The sequence below is a fragment of the Rhizobium sp. AG855 genome, assembly GCF_003610655.1.
Classification (GTDB): Bacteria; Pseudomonadota; Alphaproteobacteria; order Rhizobiales; family Rhizobiaceae; genus Allorhizobium; species Allorhizobium wuzhouense.
The window spans coordinates 1363574-1380502 of record NZ_RAQG01000003.1 but is presented as its reverse complement, the minus strand read 5'-3'; the positions used below and the strand labels follow the sequence as shown (position 1 = coordinate 1380502).

The window sequence follows — 16929 nt, the reverse complement described above, 5'->3', positions numbered from 1 at the left end:
CTCCGCATTCAAATCGATTAGAAGGCGCTTTGTCGCATCATGAATGCGGGGCGGCAAGAGCATTTCTTGATCAGGCGGTAAACAGACCGTATCACCCGGCAGGATGATCCTCGTCCTCCGTGATGACCCGCCAGGCGGCACCGTCGAGATCGTCATACTGGCCGCTCTTCAACGACCAGAGAAAGGCGAAGAGGCCGAGACCGCCCAAAAAGAGCGCGATCGGAATGAGGAAGATCAACATGTTCATGCGGCAAGCCTCGGGCCTATGGCGGCGGCGGCACGACTTTGCTCATCGTACCCAGCATCCGACTGCGGCTCATCGAGCGCCAGACTGTTGAGCCTGAGCGCATTGGCGACAACGATGATCGACGACGTCGACATCGCGACCGCCGCGATCAACGGGGTCGCATAGCCGAGCAATGCGATCGGAACGGCAATCACGTTGTAACCGATGGCGAGCGCGAAATTTTCGCGGATCAGGCGACCGGCACGGCGCGACGCCTCGATGGCAAAGGGAACGGCGTCGAGCCCGTCGCGCATGAAGACGAAGTCGGCCGCCTGACGTCCGACGTCGGCGGCGGTGGCAGGGGCCATGGACACATGGGCTGCCGCGAGCGCCGGCGCATCGTTGATGCCGTCGCCGACCATCAGCAGCTTGCGACCTTCGGCTGCGGCCTCCGCACAGGCCTCGGCCTTCTGGCGCGGATTGAGGCCCGAACGCCAGCTGTCGATCCCGAGTTCGCGGGCGATCTTGGCAACCACGACAGCCCGGTCGCCCGAGAGGATGCCGAGCCGGAACCCGGAGGCCTTCAGCTGACCAATCGAGTGCTGGGCGCGCGGGCGCAGGATGTCCTCGAAGTGGAACGTCGCGATCTCGGCACCATCTTGTGACAAGACGACTTCGGAATAAGGCTTGGCAACCAGATCGGCCCTGGCCTCGCCACAGGCAAAGGCGCGATGGCCAAGCCGCCAGACGCCTTCAGCGGTGACGGCTTCAACCCCGGCGCCCGGCACCTCACGCACACCATCAAAGCTGCGCGGCTGGAGCGTATAGGCGCTCCACAGCGCCCGCGACAGGGGATGGCGGGAATGCGCGGCAAGCCCTGCAGCGGTGGCAAAGGCGTCCGCCGAGACCGATGGCCCCTCCACCAGACGCGGCCGCCCGAGCGTCAGGGTGCCGGTCTTGTCAAAGGCAATCGCATCCACTTGCGCCAGTCGCTCCATGGCCGAACCGTCCTTGACCATGATGCCCGCCTTGAACAGCCGCCCGGCGGCCACGACCTGGACCACAGGTACGGCAAGACCCAGCGCACAGGGGCAAGTGATGATCAGGACGGCAATCGCAACCATCATCGCATGTTTCCAGTCGCCGTCGTAGAGACCCCAGGTGACGAAGGACGTGATGGCGAGCAGATGCACGGCAGGCGAATAGAACTGGGCGGCGCGGTCGGCGATGCGCCGATAACGCGCCCTACCCCCTTCGGCCGCTTCCATCAGATGGATAATCTCGGCCAGGAAGGAATTGGTGACGGTCGCGGTTGCCGAAATCGTCAGCGACCCGGTGAGGCTGAGTGTACCCGCCTGCACGGCGCATCCAGGGCGCACGGACTGAGGCGCGCTTTCACCGTTGACGATCGAGACATCAAGGTCGCTTTCACCTGAAATGACGATCCCATCGACGGGTATCCGGTCTCCGGCGGCAATCGCAATCCGGTCGCCAATCTTGATATCCTCGACGGCGCGGTAATCCTGCACGCCAAACTCACCGATCACCATGGCTCCGCGCGGGCTCAGGCGCGCGAGGCCCGAAATGGCCGAGCGGGCCCGGTCGCGCATGACGTGGTCGAGCGTGCGGCCGATCAACAGGAAGAAGAGGAGCGAGGCCGTGGCATCGAAATAGGCATGCTCACCATGGTGCACGGTCTCCCACAGGGAGGCGGCATAGGAGAGCGTGATGCCGATCGCAATCGGCACATCCATGTTGGTGCGACCGTGTTTCACCGCGCTCCAGGCGGACTGGTAGAAGAACCGGCCGGCATAGATCAGCGCCGGAGCCGCAATCATCGCCGAGATCCAGTGGAACATGTCGCGGGTCGAGGCATCCGCGCCCGACCAGACCGAGACGGAGAGCAACATGATATTGGTCGCCGCAAAGCCGGAGACGGCCACCGCCCGGATCAACTGATTGCGCAGGGAATCGGACGCTTCCTCGGCTGCGGTGAACAGATGCGATTCGTAGCCGGTGGAGGCGATGGCGCGTGGCAGCGAGACCGGGTCGGTTTCCACCCCGTCGACGCTTTCCTTCCACACCACAGAAACGCGTTTGGTCGACAGGTTGACCCTGGCACGCTCGACCTGCGGCAGGGCTTTCAGGGCGTGCTCGACCGTCGTGATGCAGGTGCCGCAATGAACGGCCGGCACGCTGAGGTCGACCTGCCAGAGGCCCGGTCCGACCGAGCGGCTCGACAGTTTCAATTCTTCGGCGGAGGGCAGCGCATGCCCTGCCCGCTCGATATCGAGCGCCCCTTCCGATCCGGCTGCACAGCAACTCATCGTCATTCTCCCGAAACGGCAATCCGGTGGGCTTCGTGCATGATCAGCTTTCCGTCCTTCTCGGCCTTGATCTCGACGATCCAGCTGCCGGCAAGAATGTCGCGGTCTGCGAGATAGACGCCGTCGCCAGCGGGTGTCAGCACCTGCTCGAAATCCTGGTGTTCGCCGACAGGACGCTTGAAATGCGCGATCACGCTGTCGGCCACAACAGGCACATTGCCCGGGAGGGTCAGGTGATAACGGATGCCGTCGCGCTTGACGGCGAGTTCACCGTTGATGCCCGTTGCCAACATCTGGCGGATGGCTTCCGTCTTGCCGTTGAACTGCTGGCTGGCGACATAGGTGTTCTGCACCACGAGCCCGCTCCAGGTCGACGTTGCGAGATAGGCCATGGTCACGTTGACGGCGATGATCACGCCGAAGAAGGCGACCATGACGGCCAGCATATGGCGGCCGGTGAAGGTGAACGGCTTGGCGGTTCTGGCGGTCATTTCTTGGCTCCCGGGGCGTTGAAGATGGCGGAATAGGTGTCCTGTTCGGTGCTGTCCTTGTCCTTCGCCACGAAGGTGACCTCCTCGGTCGCGGTCTTGACGTAGGCGGCCGGCAACGTGACGAAAACCTTGAGCGTTGTGGCTTCATCCGGTTCGACGGAAACGGTGAAGGTGCGGGCCGGCGGCTCGTTGACGCCGTTGATCTTCATGACCGCCTCCGGCAGGCTGTCGAGCGACACTTCGATCTCGCGCGGCGTGGCGATCATGTTGAGGATGCGCACCGTGTACCCGTTGCGGATCGATCCGTCCGACTCGAGCACGAATTGCGGATTGCGATCGTGCAGGACGTTGAGTTCGAGCCGATCCCGGCCGACCAGGGAGATCAGAAGGCCGATGCCGACCGCGCTCCACACGCCCATGTAGAGCAGTGTACGCGCGCGGAAGATCACGCGCCAGTCGAAGTGGCGGATCTTGTCGGAGAACGAGCCGTCGGTATTGCGGACATTGGCCGGCTGAACCGACGTGGTGTTGTCGTTGGTGGCAAGCGCCATGTTTGCCTGATATTCTTCGAGCGTGGCATAGGCGATCAGGCCGCGCGGCTTGCCGATCTTGTCCATGACGCCGTCGCAGGCATCGATGCAGAGCGCGCAGGTGATGCATTCGAGCTGCTGCCCATCGCGGATGTCGATACCCATGGGACAGACGACGACACAGGCATTGCAGTCAACGCAATCGCCGACCGCTTCGCCGGCCGCAATCGCCTTCTTGGCATGCCGCGTGCGCGGCTCGCCCCGCCAGTCGTTATAGGTCACGACCAGCGACTTCTCGTCGAGCATGGCGGCCTGGATGCGCGGCCAGGGGCACATGTAGATGCAGACCTGCTCGCGCATCAGCCCGCCGAAGACATAGGTCGTGGCAGTCAGGATCGCGACGGTGATATAGGCGACCGGATCGGCCTGACCGGTGAAGAACTCGACGGCAAGAGACGGCGCGTCCGCAAAATAGAAGATCCATGCACCACCAGTCGCGACGCCGATGGCAATCCAGGCCACATGTTTCGTCACCCGCTTCCAGATCTTGTCAAAGGTCCAGGGTGCGCCTTCGAGCTTGATGCGGGCATTGCGGTCGCCTTCAATGAAACGCTCGACGACCAGGAACAGATCGACCCACACGGTCTGCGGACAGGTATAGCCACACCAGGCGCGGCCGACCGCCGAGGTAATCAGGAAGAGGCCGAAACCCGCCATGACGAGCAGGCCGGCAACATAGATGAATTCCTGCGGCCAGATCTCGATGAAGAAGAAATAGAAGCGCCGATGAGCGATATCGATCAGCACGGCCTGGTCCGGCGCATAGGGACCACGGTCCCAGCGCAGCCAGGGCGTCAGGTAGTAGATCCCGAGGGTGATCGCCATGACGATCCACTTGAACTGCCGGAACTGCCCATTGGCCCGTTTGGGAAAGATCTTCTTGCGCGCTTCGTAGAGCGGGCGGCGGGTCTTGGCGGACATGACCGCCTCGGCCTCGTGTCTTTCGACGTCGACCGGATCGACGGCCTTGTTCTGATCGGCATGCATGTTCATGGCAGGAGAACCCTCTTCTGATGTTCGCCTTGTCCCACCTCGCCCGCCACCCCGCCTTGACTTAAGTCAAGCAGCGGCGAAGCGTCGCAATACATAGGATTATCGATATCAATAAACGAAGACGGGCCGCATCGAGGATGCGGCCCGCAGTGTTTGATCCCGTCCAGGCTTATTCGCCGCCGCCCAGCGAATGGACGTAAACGGTCAGCTGCTTGACCGTGCTATCCCCCAGACGCGCGGTCCAGGCCGGCATTACCCCGTGGCGCGGCTGGCGCACCTGGGCAGCAATTCCGGCTTCACCATCGACCTTCAGCCAGATGGCGTCAGCGAGGTTAGGCGCACCGAAGTCCCGTCCGCCCTTGGCGTCTTCGCCGTGGCAGGAGGCGCAGTTTTCCGCGAACACCGTCTTGCCCGGTTCGACCAGGGCGGCATCGCTCGGCGTGCCGGTGAGGCTGATGACATAGGCGGCAACCTGCTTGACCTGCTCGGCGTCGAGGATTTCGCCGAAGGCCGGCATTTCCGAGACGCGGGTGTCCGGATCACCATCGTAACGAATGCCGTGGGCGATCGTGGTGTGGATCGATTCGAGATCACCACCCCAGAGCCAGTCGTCATCGTTGAGGTTCGGATAGCCGGGACCCCCGGCGGCACCCGAGCCGTGGCAAGGTGCGCAGTTGACCTTGAAGGCGGCGGCACCGCCGCCAATGGCAAACTGGTTGAGTTCCTTGTCAGCGACGATCTGGTCGAGCGGCAGCGCTGCGATCTTGTCCAGATAGACCATCTGCGACGTCTTGGCAGCCGCCAGTTCCTGTGCCACCTCGGCGCGGCTGGAATAGCCCAGGAGCCCCTTGGTATTGCCGGTCAGCATCGGCCAGGCGGGATAGAACACCGTATAGGCGATCGCCCAGACAATGGTCGCGTAGAAGGTATAGACCCACCAGCGCGGCATCGGATTGTTGAGTTCGCGAATGCCATCCCATTCATGGCCGGTGGTTTCGACGCCACTGATCTCGTCGATGTGTTTTTGGTCTGCCATTTTTCAATCCTCCTTGAGAGGGATGCTGGCCGCGTCGTCGGCCGACTTCTTGCCGCCGGGGCGGAGTGTGAAGACAACGACGCCGGCGAAGAACAGGGCCATCGCAAGCAGGCCCCAGCTGTCTGCGAAGTGACGCATGGCGGTATAGGTTTCCATGGGTCCCTCCTCAGCGGTAGCCAGTGGCGTCGTCATAGGTGGAGAAGTCCACCAGCGTGCCGAGCATCTGCAGATAGGCGACCAGCGCATCCATTTCGGAAAGCTGCGCCGGATTGCCGTCGAAGTCGCCGACCTTGGCCTTGGGATAGCGGGTCAGAAGTCCCGACGTATCGGCATTCGGATCGGCCTGAGCGGCAAGATCGGCCGCCGCCAGTTCAACCATTTCATCCGAGTAAGGCACGCCGACCATGCGGTTTGCCTTCAGATCCATCTGGACATTGGTGACCTTGAGCGGGGTCTCCTTCAGGTAGGAATAGCTCGGCATGATCGATTCCGGCACGACGTCGCGCGGCTCGGTCAGGTGCTGGACGTGCCATTCGTTCGAATAGCGGTCGCCGACACGGGCGAGATCGGGACCCGTGCGCTTCGAGCCCCACTGGAACGGATGGTCGTACATCGACTCCGCCGCCAGCGAGTAGTGTCCGTAGCGTTCGACCTCGTCCTTGAACGGCCGGATCATCTGGCTGTGACAGACATAGCAGCCTTCACGGATGTAGATGTTGCGGCCGGCCAGTTCGAGCGGCGAGTAGGGACGCATGCCCTCCACCTTTTCGATGGTGTTCTCCAGGTAGAAGAGCGGCGCGATCTCGACGATACCGCCGATGGTGACCACCAGAAGCGAACCGAGGAAGAGAAGGCTCGTGTTCTTCTCGAGGATTGCGTGTTTATCAAGAATGGACATGGGAGCCCTCCTCATTCAGCCGGCTGCAGGGCGGCGGGAGCAACCGATCCGGGGATCGGGGCTTCCTGGCGCTCATAGCCGAGGATGGTCATCAGGATGTTGTAGGCCATGATCACGCTGCCGAGCAGATACATGCCACCGCCGACGGCCCGCAGGACGTAGTAGGGGAACATGGCGGCAACCGATTCGGCGAACGAGTAGACCAGGAAGCCCTGGGCATCATATTCGCGCCACATCAGGCCCTGCTGGATACCGGCAACCCAGAGCACGGCGGCATAGACCACGATACCGAGCGTGGCGAGCCAGAAGTGCCAGTTGACCAGGCGCAGCGAGTAGAGGCGGTTGCGGTTCCACAGCTTCGGCGTCAGGTAGTAGATCGCGCCGAAGGAGATCATGCCGACCCAGCCGAGTGCGCCCGAGTGAACGTGACCGATGGTCCATTCGGTATAGTGGCTGAGCGAGTTGACGGCCTTGATCGACATCATCGGGCCTTCGAAGGTCGACATGCCGTAGAAGGCAATCGCAATGACCATCATCCGGATGATCGGGTCGGTGCGGATCTTGTCCCAGGCGCCAGACAGCGTCATCAGACCGTTGATCATGCCGCCCCAGGAGGGCATCCACAACATGATCGAGAAGACCATCCCGAGCGTCTGCGCCCAGTCCGGCAGAGCCGTATAGTGCAGGTGATGGGGACCGGCCCAGATATACATGAAGATCAGGGCCCAGAAGTGGATGATCGACAGGCGGTAGGAATAAACAGGGCGACCGGCCTGCTTGGGCACGAAGTAGTACATCATGCCGAGGAAGCCTGCCGTCAGGAAGAAGCCGACGGCGTTATGGCCGTACCACCACTGCGTCAGCGCATCCTGCACGCCGGAGAAGACCGAGTAGCTCTTCACACCGAGGAACGAGACCGGGATCGCCAGGTTGTTGACGATATGCAGCATCGCGATGGTGACGATGAAGGCGAGATAGAACCAGTTTGCCACATAGATATGGCTTTCCTTCCGGGTCATGATCGTGCCCATGAAGGTGATCAGGTAGGCGACCCAGACGACGGTCAGCCAGAGATCCACATACCATTCCGGCTCGGCATATTCACGGCCCTGGGTGATGCCCAGCAGGTAGCCGGTGGCAGCCATGATGATGAAGAACTGATAGCCCCAGAACACGAACCAGCCGAGCGAACCGCCGAACAGGCGCTGACGCGAGGTGCGCTGGACCACATAGAAAGACGTGGCGATCAGGGCATTGCCGCCGAAGGCAAAGATGACGGCCGAGGTGTGCAGCGGACGCAGGCGGCCGAAATTCAGGAATGGCTCGATGTTGAGATCGGGAAAAGCCAGCTGCAGCGCCACGACGACGCCGACGAGAAAACCGACAACGCCCCAGAACACGGTAGCGATAACCCCGTATCGGACGACTTCATCGAAATACTCCGACTGGGACGCCTTCACCTGCACGTTGGCGGCAGCGCCAGCCGTGGTCGGTGCGAACGTCATCCGCCGAAGCATCACGATCGTGCCGGCGGTGAGCACGAAGAAGGCAACCCACATATGGGCTGCGAAAAGGCTGTCCTGGGTGAAGGCCACCCCGAGCAGCGCGGTGAAGGCGAGGACCGCCATCACCAAAGTCTCGACAGTATAGTTCATTGTTGGAATCCCCCAACGGCTTGCTGATCTCATCGCGAGGTGGCCGCTCCCGAAGGAGAATCCTCTCGCGTCGACTGCACCATTCGCATCGGCAGGGGCAAACCACCTTGATCCAAGTCAATGCGGCTTTCCCTAAAATTCGCGACCTTCTGCTTCGCATCCGGGTTTGCGGGCTCTCGGGCCAGGTTCGGGAGCAATCGCGGAATGGCCCGGCACGCGTGTCTAGGAGTGCGGGCGTGCTGCTGATCGGTACGCCGTTGGAGAAATCGGACATGCTCACCACCACGACCACATATTCGGCCGGCCCGACCGAGACGAAGACCGGAAATGCCCGTCTCGATTCGGGGCAGCGCACGCTCGACTGGCTTTACCGGGCCCATGAAGAGCAGCTCGCTCTCTGCCAGGAGCTCGAGGACATCGCCGACTCCCTGCCGGCGAGCGTCAACAGGCAGAAATGCATCTATGCAGCGAAGGCTCTGGGGCCCCTGATCAAGGGCATTCACCACTATGAGGAAACGGTGCTCTTCCCGCACCTGCAGGCGCGTCCGGAAGCCAACGACCACCTCTCCACGACGCTCGAACGTCTGAAGTTCGAACATTGCGAAGACGAGTGTTTTGCGGAGGAACTGACCGACGCGCTGCTGCGGCTGGGCTCAGGTGCCGCCGTGAACATGGAGGCTGTCGGCTACATGCTGCGAGGTTTCTTCGAAGGGCTGAGACGCCACATCGCCTTCGAACGCGAACATCTGCTGATGGGAGTGGGCCAGGAAGGCATGCTGTAGCCCAAGGGCATCCGTCCGCTGACCGGTTTCCGTGTCAGGCACATTGCCCAGATCAGGCTCAGGCCGCGATATCACCGACCATCGGCGCCGCATCGCCGAAAGTCAGCACGGCGCCGCTGACCAGTCCCTGCGCTGCCCGCAACGGACTGTAGCGTGCGCGAAGCACGATCCGGCCATCCATAGCAGAACGGAACACGGCGGAGAGCGCCCCCACCCGGCCGGAGAACGCCAGATCCAGCGCCTCGCGCATGGGTTCGCGGACTTCCGGCTCGAGGCGAACCTCGAATACGCTCTGCCCGATCAGATCCATCTGGGCGGCGCCCAGCATCTGTGCCATCGGCGGATTGGCGAAGAGGTAGCGGTAGTCGCGCGTGACCACTGCAATCCGCTCGGGCAGATTGTTGAGGATGGTCTCGTTCAGCATCTCTTCGTCATCGGCAACCGGCGCGTCCATTGCGGCCGGTGACCAGACTGCGGTCGCGGCATGCCCGCGGCGCGGTCCGAAATAACGTTCGACCAGCAAGGAAAGCGTGGAGGCATGGCGCAGCACGCAGGCACGGTCGTCCGCGTCTTCCCGAAGGAATGTCGTCACCAGCCGCATCTGCAGGTAGATGTCGTCCGTATGGCTCGCCCGGTAACTGATCAGCTCCGTCAGAAGAGGATCGATTTCACGGTCGAGCGCCCTGACCAACTCATCGTTCCCGTTCCGGATCGCCTGTTGCAACTGACGATTCTTCACCGACACCGCGTCTGACAACAGGCGCAGATTTACATCTCGGAATTCGCCAATGGACATCCACCACCTCACGCATCAGTGTGACAAACATCGACGCGCCGTCACACAGTTCCTGTGCGGTGCCGTAACATGAGGTGGCATCACCTTCAATCGCCGCAGGTGCCGTGAAACGGCCAGCCCAAAAAATGTTGCGTATGAAACGCTTATATCTGCCAAAAATGAGGGGTTAAATCTTGCCCTTAATGTCCCATCTGTCGTGGTACCACAGCCACTGTTCCGGAAACTCCCGCACCCATGATTCGACCTTGTCGTTGAGCACCTGCGACGTCGCATTGACGTCGATCTGGCCCTTTGCATTGTGCGGCAGGCTGATGGCCGGCTCGATTTCGAGGCGGAATCGGTTGCCGGGAAGCCGGATGCAGCGCGCGGGATAGACCTCACATTCAAACTGGCGGGCGAGCTTGGCGAGAAGCGGATTGGTCCGGACCGGATTGTTGAAGAAACGGGTTTCGACCCCCTTCTTGAATTTCTGGTCGACAAGCACGCCGACGCCCCCGCCCTGCTCCAGCTGGCGCGCCAGCGCAAAGGAGGAGCCGGCGTGAGAAGGCACAAGCTTGCCCATCCGCTTCTTGCGGAAATTGAACACCTTCTCCGCGACATAGGGATTGTTCGGCGGACGAAACAGCACAGTGACGTAGAGGCCGAAGGCCGCACCCGCGACCGGCAGCAACTCAAAATTGGCCGTGTGGCCGGTAAAGACGATGAAAGGACGCGGGTTATCCCGCAGGTCGAGGAATTGCTCAACGCCCGAGACGTCGACCCTGCCCTCGCCCGGCCTTGCCGGATCGAAGTCGAAGAGCCGATCGAGGAAGACATATTCGGCCACGAGCCGCCCCATATGGCCCCAGCTCGCCAGCGCGATTGCCTCGCGCTCTTCCTCTGATTTTTCCGGAAAAGCGTTGTGCAGATTGACCTGCATCAGGCGGTGACGCTTGGTCTTCGGACCCACCCAGCGCATCAGCCCGTCGGCGAAATTGATCGCCGCATCGGCCGGAAGCACCTTGAGCGCGGTCAAGAACCCGAAAGCCGCCTGCGCAACAGTCCAGTGATAGGCCTTGCGCAGAAAGAGCACGATCCGGGTGATGAACATCCGCACGGGATCAATCCATCTTCAGGATGATCTTACCGAACACCTGGCGGCCTTCCATCCGGGAAAGCGCCTTGTCGATATCGTCGAAGGAGACCTGCGTGTCGATGACAGGATGCACAAGACCGCGCGCCATCTTCTGCATGGCGTCAGCCATGTTTTCCATGCGGCAGCCGAAAGAGCCTAGCAATTTCAGCTGCTGCTGGAACAGCATCATCAGATTGACCTCGGTCGACACGCCCGAGGTCGAACCACAGGTCACCAGACGCCCACCGCGTTTCAACGAGAACATGGAGGCGGCAAAGGTGTCCTTGCCGACATGTTCGAAGACGACGTCGACGCCCTTCTTCTTGGTGATCTTGCGCACCACACCTTCGAAACGGTCCGTGCGATAGTTGATGACGTGATCGGCACCGAGCGCCTTGGCCGGTTCGATCTTGTCGTCGGAGCCGACGGTGGTGATCACGGTGCAGCCGATTTTCTTGGCAAGCTGGATGGCCGCCGTACCGATACCGGAACCGCCGGCATGGATGAGGATGGTTTCACCCGGCTCGAGCTTGGCGTTGTCGAACAGCATGTGCTCGACCGTGCCAAAGGTGACGGGAGCAAGGGCCGCACCGATTGCGTCGACCCCCGGAGGGGCCGGAACGAGCAGGCGGGCCGGCAGGTTGATCTTTTCCTGGGCAAAGCCGTCGAGATGGAAGCCGTGCACGCCGGAGACGTTTTCGCAGAGATTGTCGCGCCCTTCGCGGCAGGGCTTGCATAGACCACAGGTGCGCGCGCCATAGATCGCGGCAAGCTGCCCCGGCAGGATATTGCCAACGCCCGGCCCGATCGCCTCGACAACGCCAGAGGCTTCGGCCCCGATGACGAGCGGCATCTTACGCTTGGCAAAGGCCATGCCGCGCCAGCCCCAGACGTCGATGTGGTTGAGCGCCACCGCCTTAACGCGCAGCGTCACTTCGCCGGGACCCGGAGCATCCGGCTCCGGCAGGTCGACGATTTCAAGCTTTCGGTCTTCGACGAGTTGCAATGCGCGCATGTGGTGGATCCCCGCCCATCGGGCGTCAGTTCAGGTCTAAAAGGTGAATGCGGGGCGGATTACGCCGGATCCCGCGTCATGACAAGGCTGGCGTTCTGACCGCCGAAACCGAAGGAATTGGAGAGAACGGCCGAAACCGAGGCCTCCCTCTTCACATTCGGCACCACGTCGAGCACGATCGACGGATCGGCATTGGCGTAGTTGATCGTCGGCGGCAACGTGCCGGTCAGCATGGTCTGGATGGAGAAGACGGCCTCGACGGCACCAGCCGCCGTCAGCGTATGGCCGATCATCGACTTGTTCGATGAGGCGGGAATGCCGTCCTTCAGCCGGTCACCAAAGACCGACAGCATCGCGCCATATTCCATCTTGTCATTCTCCGGCGTCGAGGTGCCGTGGGCGTTGATATAGCCGATGGCATCTTCCGACAGACCCGCATCGGCCAGTGCCGCCTTGATCGTGGCAATCGCCGGCCCGCCGTCCGGAGACGAGCGGGTACGGTGGAAATAGTCGGCCTTTTCGCCGCAGCCCTTGATCACACCGAGCACTTTGGCGCCACGGGCGACAGCCGCTTCCAAGGATTCCAACACGAGCGTTGCCGCCCCTTCCGCAATGACGAAACCGTCGCGTTCCTTGCTGAATGGCTTCGAGGCCTTTTCCGGCGGATCGTTCTGGGTCGACAGCGCCGAGAGCAGCGAGAAGCGGATCACCGATTCCGGGCTGATCGAACCATCGGTGGCAACGGTCAGCGCCCTGTTAGTGCGGCCCTGGCGGATCGCTTCGACGCCGAGCTGGATGGCGGTCGCACCGGAGGCACAGGCCGTCGACAGCGTCACCGGCAGGCCGCGCGTGCCGAACTTGTCGGCCAGCCGCTCTGAGATCGACCCGAACTGTACGGCTTCGAGGAAGACCGGATCCGGCTTTTCGCGCATGGCGGCGAGGAAGCGCACATACGCGTCGCCCGGTTCGGTCGACGGTGGCGCGCGCTCGGCGAGCGCAAAGCGGTCATGCCATTCCGGCTCCACCGGCGGAGCGGCAAGGAAGAGCGGGCCATTGAAGTCACCATTGAGGCCGGCCTGAGCCAGCGCTTCGATGGTGGTTTCACGCGCCAGCGCATAGGAACGCTCGACCGCATTATTGGCCGGCACAGCGATAAAATCGACCGTGCCGCCGATCCGGGTCGACATGCCCTCGGTCTCGAAGCGCTTGATGTAATGGATGCCGGACTGGCCGGATGTGAGCTTCGCCCAATTGTCTGCGAGCCCCTGGCCGAGCGAGGTGATCACGCCCATGCCGGTGACGGCGACGATCGGGCGGCCGAGATGATCCTTGAAGCGGGTGTCAGTCATCGATCGATCCTCTTCACGCATCTGCCGACAGCACGGCGAGGCCTTCGCCGCGCACATAACCGACGGTCGTCACGATGGCATGCCGGGCAGCGGTGGCTTGCGCGGTTTCATGGGCGGCATCGAAGGCGGGCACGACCGCACCGGAATCGATGGCAAGCGCTGCGAGCGCAAGACCTGCCGGGAACTGCGCTTCGAGTGAATGGCCAATCGAGCCGGCAAAGCCGCGCACCGGCATGCCGGGGAAGCGTTCCGTAAGGGAAGCCTTCTCACGTTGCGTCAGTTCGGCAAGGCCCGACGCGCCGGAGAAGATGATCGTATCGTCTGCCGAAAGCCTGGAGGCCTCGGGCGCAATGCGATTAAGGCGGCTCTCAAGCTTGCCCTCGTCGCGATTGCCGCGATCGCCTTCGACGGCATCGAGGACGGCATAGATATGCGCACCACGTGCTTCGGCATGTTCACGGGATTCGAGCACCAGGAAGGCACCGACCGTGCCCAGGATCATGCCGCCACCGTTCTCACCATCACGCGACCAGAGCGGCTGCCAGGGCCCGGTCTGGTGGGCCCGGATACCCTCGACCAAGAGCAGGATGTCGGGGCGCTCGGCAATGAAGGCCCCGCCGACCAGCGTATGGGTCGACTGGCCGGCCTTGATCCGGGCAAAGGCGGTTTCGATGGCGGAAATACCGGAGGATTCTTCACCCATGAAGGTGCGCGACGAACCCGTCACCTTGTGCACGATGGAGATGTTGCCGGCGAGCAGATTGGAGAGCTGCGCGAGGAAAAGTGTCGGGCGAAGTTCGGTCGTCAGCTTCTCGATCAACAGCCGTTCGCGGTCATTGCGCTTCAGCGCCTCGTCGACGATCAGGCTGTCGACGGCAATGTCACGCTCGCCACCGCCTGCCGCCACGATCAGGTCCATCGCGCCACAGGCCTCGACATCGTCCTTCATGCCGGCATCGTCGAGCGCGAGGCCCGCAGCGAACACGCCGAGGCGCTGCCAGTTTTCCATCTGTCGCTGGTCCTTGCGGCCGATCTGGGCAGACCAGTCGATCTCAGGCAGGCGGTGCACGACGTAGGGCTTGAACTTCTCCGTCTCCAGCACCGGTTCGGGCGCTTTGGGGGACGACAGAAGGGCGATATGCGGCTCTTTGCCCGTTCCATGGCAGGTAACAATGCCAATCCCGGTGATCACCACATCATTCGGCTGTTTGACCATATGCAATCCTCTCGCCGGCATGAGGGCCGACGTTAAAAAGCGGGTTTTCCCGAATAAGGCCCCAAGGTCAAGAGGCGATTGCGCCAAAGCGCAGCTGTGAGGCCTTTAGCCCTGGGCAGCCATGGCGGCGATCAGGCCCACTTCCTCAGCACGTTTGCGCACGATCGGCGCGAGCGGCACCTCGGAAAAGGGCACGGTACGCAGCTTCAGCTGGGCGTCGCAGACCTTCTTGCCGGCACTGGTGATCTTCGCCTTGGTGACGGCAAATCCCGACCCGTCATGCTCAAGCTCCGCCTCGATATCGAGGACGGCGCCCGGTTCGACGAAGGTGCGCATCTTGGCGCCATCGACGGACATCAGGAAGGGCATGGCGGAAAAATCCTTGACCGCGAGCAACAGCATGCCCGAGGCCTGTGCCATCGTCTCGATCAGGAGAACGCCGGGCACAAGCGGCATGCCGGGGAAATGGCCCTCGAAAACGGGGCTTTCCATCGGCACGACCGACTGGGCCTTCAAACGACCAAGGCCGAGATCCACGCTCTCGACCTTGTCAATCATCTGGAAATATTCAAGCAGCATGAAGACATCCGCCCTTCTGGAGACGGATCAGCCCTTGGCGGCCTTCAGCTCGTCGATCTTGGCACAGAGGTTCTTCAGGACGAAGTATTCCTCGGTCGAGACCTTGCCTTCGTTGACTTCCTGCGTCCACTGCTCGAGCGGGATCTTGATGCCGAATTCCTTGTCGATCGCGAAAACGATGTCGAGGAAATCGAGGCTGTCGATGCCGAGGTCATCAATCGTATGGCTCTCAGGCGTAATCGTCTCGCGATCGATTTCGCTGGTGTCTGCGATGATGTCTGCAACTTTGTCGAATGTAGCGGTCACGCCAGTACCTCATATGTCTCAAATTCTGTGTTCCACATAGGGAAAACACAGGGAAATGCCAATGGTCGTTTTTCGCGACCGCGACATTTGCCCCTGAGGTGTTGCCTAAACAGCAATGGAATGGCGCCCCTTGCCATTCGAGAGGTAGCTGTCGAAGACGGCGGCAATCGTGCGCGCGAATGGCCGTCCAGCCCCCGTGACGACGAAGCGATCACCGTCCAGACGACAGATGTCGTCCTGGTTCGACTGGGCGAACGCACGGGCCTCCCTGACGATCTCGTCAACAGCCGTGCCGAATTCCTGGCGCAGGGTATCGAAGGAGAGCTCGAAGCGACACATGATCTCCTCGATCACCCGACGGCGCATCCGGTCGTCGTCGGTGACGGCAACCCCACGCACCACAGCCAGGCCGCCATTGTCGGCCATGCGCTGGTATTCTCCGGTTGCCGGCATGTTCTGCACATAGCCCTGCGGCAACTGCCCGATCGAGGATGCACCAAGCCCGATCAAGGCCTCGGCCGCATCGTCGGTATAACCCTGGAAATTGCGGCGCAGGCGCCCTTCCCTCTGCGCCACCGCCATGCTGTCGGTCGGCCGGGCGAAATGGTCGATGCCGACAGGTTCGTAGCCGGCCTCGACCAGCATGCGGGCCGCAAGGTTCATCTGGGCAAACCGCGCCTCGATGCCCGGCAGAACCTCCTGCTTAATCATAGTCTGATGCTTCTTCATCCACGGCACATGGGCATAGCCGAAAAGCGCGATGCGATCGGGGGCGAGCGAGAGAATGTCGCGCACCGTTTCAGCAAGGGTCTCTTCGGTCTGGTGCGGAAGGCCGTAAAGGATATCGCAATTGACCGAATGCACACCACGCGCCCTGACTGCATCCACCACCGATTTCGTGTGGTCGAAGGTCTGGATCCGGTTGATGGCGCGCTGCACCTCTGGGTGGAAGTCCTGAACGCCGAGGCTGGCCCGCGTCATCCCGATTGCGGCCAGCGCATCATAGCGCGGCTCATCGAGATCGTTCGGATCCATCTCGACGCTGATCTCGACGTCATCGGCAAAATGGAAGGCTTCGCGCAGCGCCGCCATCAGTCCGATGAGATCCTCGGGCCGCAGCATGGTCGGCGATCCACCACCGAAATGCACCGCGCTGACCAAGGCGTCCTGCGACACCAGGCCGCCGACAGCAGCAATTTCTTTCTTCAACGATTCCAGGTAGATCGTAATCGGCTCATATTTCAATGTGTGCTTGGTATGGCAGGCACAGAACCAGCAGAGACGATCGCAATAGGGGATGTGCAGGTAGAGAGAGAGCCGCTGGTCACCGGTGATCGACCCCAGCCAGTCGGCATACACACCCGGATTGATGCCCTCGTGGAAATGCGGTGCGGTGGGATAACTCGTGTAGCGCGGCACGGCCCCGGAATATCTGGCAAGGAGTGAATTCTGCATGACGGTGGATGCCTCGAAACGATCTCGATCTGCGACCAAAGATAGAGGCCTGCGACACGGCAGCCTTTGACTTCGATCAATTTGCTGATACATTTCTTGAG

The 16929-nt window shown here is 61.8% G+C and carries 17 protein-coding genes; 1 reads left to right on the top strand and 16 read right to left on the bottom strand.

The window, feature by feature from the left end; translation table 11 throughout:
- Positions 1-91 precede the first annotated feature (91 nt).
- The 8 genes from ccoS to ccoN all read right to left on the bottom strand — a co-directional run bounded on the left by ccoS (position 92) and on the right by ccoN (position 8216).
- Entirely contained in the window at positions 92-247 is a 156-nt protein-coding gene (gene ccoS / locus DFO46_RS06690) for a cbb3-type cytochrome oxidase assembly protein CcoS (protein WP_110790557.1), read from the bottom strand.
- Positions 244-2553 (bottom strand): cation-translocating P-type ATPase, encoded by a 2310-nt coding sequence (locus DFO46_RS06685; RefSeq protein WP_120276762.1) that lies wholly within the window; start codon positions 2551-2553, stop codon positions 244-246. The genes ccoS and DFO46_RS06685 overlap by 4 nt, the downstream gene beginning before the upstream one ends.
- A 2-nt stretch (positions 2554-2555) precedes the next feature.
- Positions 2556-3044 carry a FixH family protein gene (locus tag DFO46_RS06680; protein WP_110790559.1) on the bottom strand — a complete coding sequence of 163 codons (489 nt, stop codon included), beginning with the start codon at positions 3042-3044 and terminating at the stop codon, positions 2556-2558.
- Positions 3041-4627, bottom strand: a complete 1587-nt coding sequence (ccoG, locus tag DFO46_RS06675; RefSeq protein WP_120276761.1) for a cytochrome c oxidase accessory protein CcoG — start codon at positions 4625-4627, stop codon at positions 3041-3043. Before ccoG ends, DFO46_RS06680 begins: the two co-directional genes overlap by 4 nt.
- Before the next feature lie 169 nt (positions 4628-4796).
- A complete protein-coding gene (gene ccoP / locus DFO46_RS06670; protein ID WP_120276760.1) occupies positions 4797-5663 on the bottom strand; it encodes a cytochrome-c oxidase, cbb3-type subunit III in 867 nt (288 codons plus the stop codon).
- A 3-nt stretch (positions 5664-5666) separates the two neighbouring features.
- Complete coding sequence (locus DFO46_RS06665; RefSeq protein ID WP_062278494.1) at positions 5667-5819, bottom strand: CcoQ/FixQ family Cbb3-type cytochrome c oxidase assembly chaperone; 153 nt, start codon at positions 5817-5819, stop codon at positions 5667-5669.
- Positions 5820-5829: 10 nt separating this feature from the next.
- The gene (gene ccoO, locus DFO46_RS06660; RefSeq protein ID WP_120276759.1) at positions 5830-6561 is read right to left on the bottom strand and encodes a cytochrome-c oxidase, cbb3-type subunit II; all 732 of its coding nucleotides are present in this window, start codon (positions 6559-6561) and stop codon (positions 5830-5832) included.
- A gap of 11 nt (positions 6562-6572) precedes the next feature.
- Entirely contained in the window at positions 6573-8216 is a 1644-nt protein-coding gene (ccoN, locus tag DFO46_RS06655; RefSeq protein WP_120276758.1) for a cytochrome-c oxidase, cbb3-type subunit I, read from the bottom strand.
- Between the two features lie 236 nt (positions 8217-8452).
- Here ccoN and DFO46_RS06650 point away from each other — a divergent pair, with 236 nt between their 5' ends.
- The gene (locus tag DFO46_RS06650; RefSeq protein ID WP_245422517.1) at positions 8453-8998 is read left to right on the top strand and encodes a hemerythrin domain-containing protein; all 546 of its coding nucleotides are present in this window, start codon (positions 8453-8455) and stop codon (positions 8996-8998) included.
- A 58-nt stretch (positions 8999-9056) separates the two neighbouring features.
- Here the strand turns inward: DFO46_RS06650 and DFO46_RS06645 are convergent, their stop codons facing one another.
- The 8 genes from DFO46_RS06645 to hemN all read right to left on the bottom strand — a co-directional run bounded on the left by DFO46_RS06645 (position 9057) and on the right by hemN (position 16828).
- Positions 9057-9794, bottom strand: coding sequence for a PAS domain-containing protein (locus tag DFO46_RS06645; protein WP_110790564.1), 738 nt, complete (start codon positions 9792-9794; stop codon positions 9057-9059).
- A gap of 166 nt (positions 9795-9960) precedes the next feature.
- The gene (locus DFO46_RS06640) at positions 9961-10899 is read right to left on the bottom strand and encodes a lipid A biosynthesis lauroyl acyltransferase (protein WP_183041925.1); all 939 of its coding nucleotides are present in this window, start codon (positions 10897-10899) and stop codon (positions 9961-9963) included.
- A complete protein-coding gene (locus DFO46_RS06635; protein ID WP_110790566.1) occupies positions 10895-11923 on the bottom strand; it encodes a zinc-binding dehydrogenase in 1029 nt (342 codons plus the stop codon). The genes DFO46_RS06640 and DFO46_RS06635 overlap by 5 nt, the downstream gene beginning before the upstream one ends.
- A gap of 59 nt (positions 11924-11982) precedes the next feature.
- The gene (locus tag DFO46_RS06630) at positions 11983-13272 is read right to left on the bottom strand and encodes a beta-ketoacyl-ACP synthase (RefSeq protein ID WP_110790987.1); all 1290 of its coding nucleotides are present in this window, start codon (positions 13270-13272) and stop codon (positions 11983-11985) included.
- Positions 13273-13285: 13 nt separating this feature from the next.
- Positions 13286-14488 (bottom strand): beta-ketoacyl-ACP synthase, encoded by a 1203-nt coding sequence (locus DFO46_RS06625; RefSeq protein ID WP_120276756.1) that lies wholly within the window; start codon positions 14486-14488, stop codon positions 13286-13288.
- Between the two features lie 105 nt (positions 14489-14593).
- Entirely contained in the window at positions 14594-15067 is a 474-nt protein-coding gene (locus DFO46_RS06620) for a 3-hydroxyacyl-ACP dehydratase FabZ family protein (RefSeq protein ID WP_110790568.1), read from the bottom strand.
- 27 nt (positions 15068-15094) lie between these two features.
- Positions 15095-15373: an acyl carrier protein gene (locus tag DFO46_RS06615; RefSeq protein WP_027675812.1), complete on the bottom strand. Its 279-nt coding sequence runs from the start codon at positions 15371-15373 to the stop codon at positions 15095-15097.
- A gap of 105 nt (positions 15374-15478) precedes the next feature.
- On the bottom strand, positions 15479-16828 hold the full coding sequence (gene hemN, locus DFO46_RS06610) for an oxygen-independent coproporphyrinogen III oxidase (RefSeq protein WP_120276755.1): 1350 nt from the start codon (positions 16826-16828) through the stop codon (positions 15479-15481).
- Positions 16829-16929 lie beyond the last annotated feature (101 nt).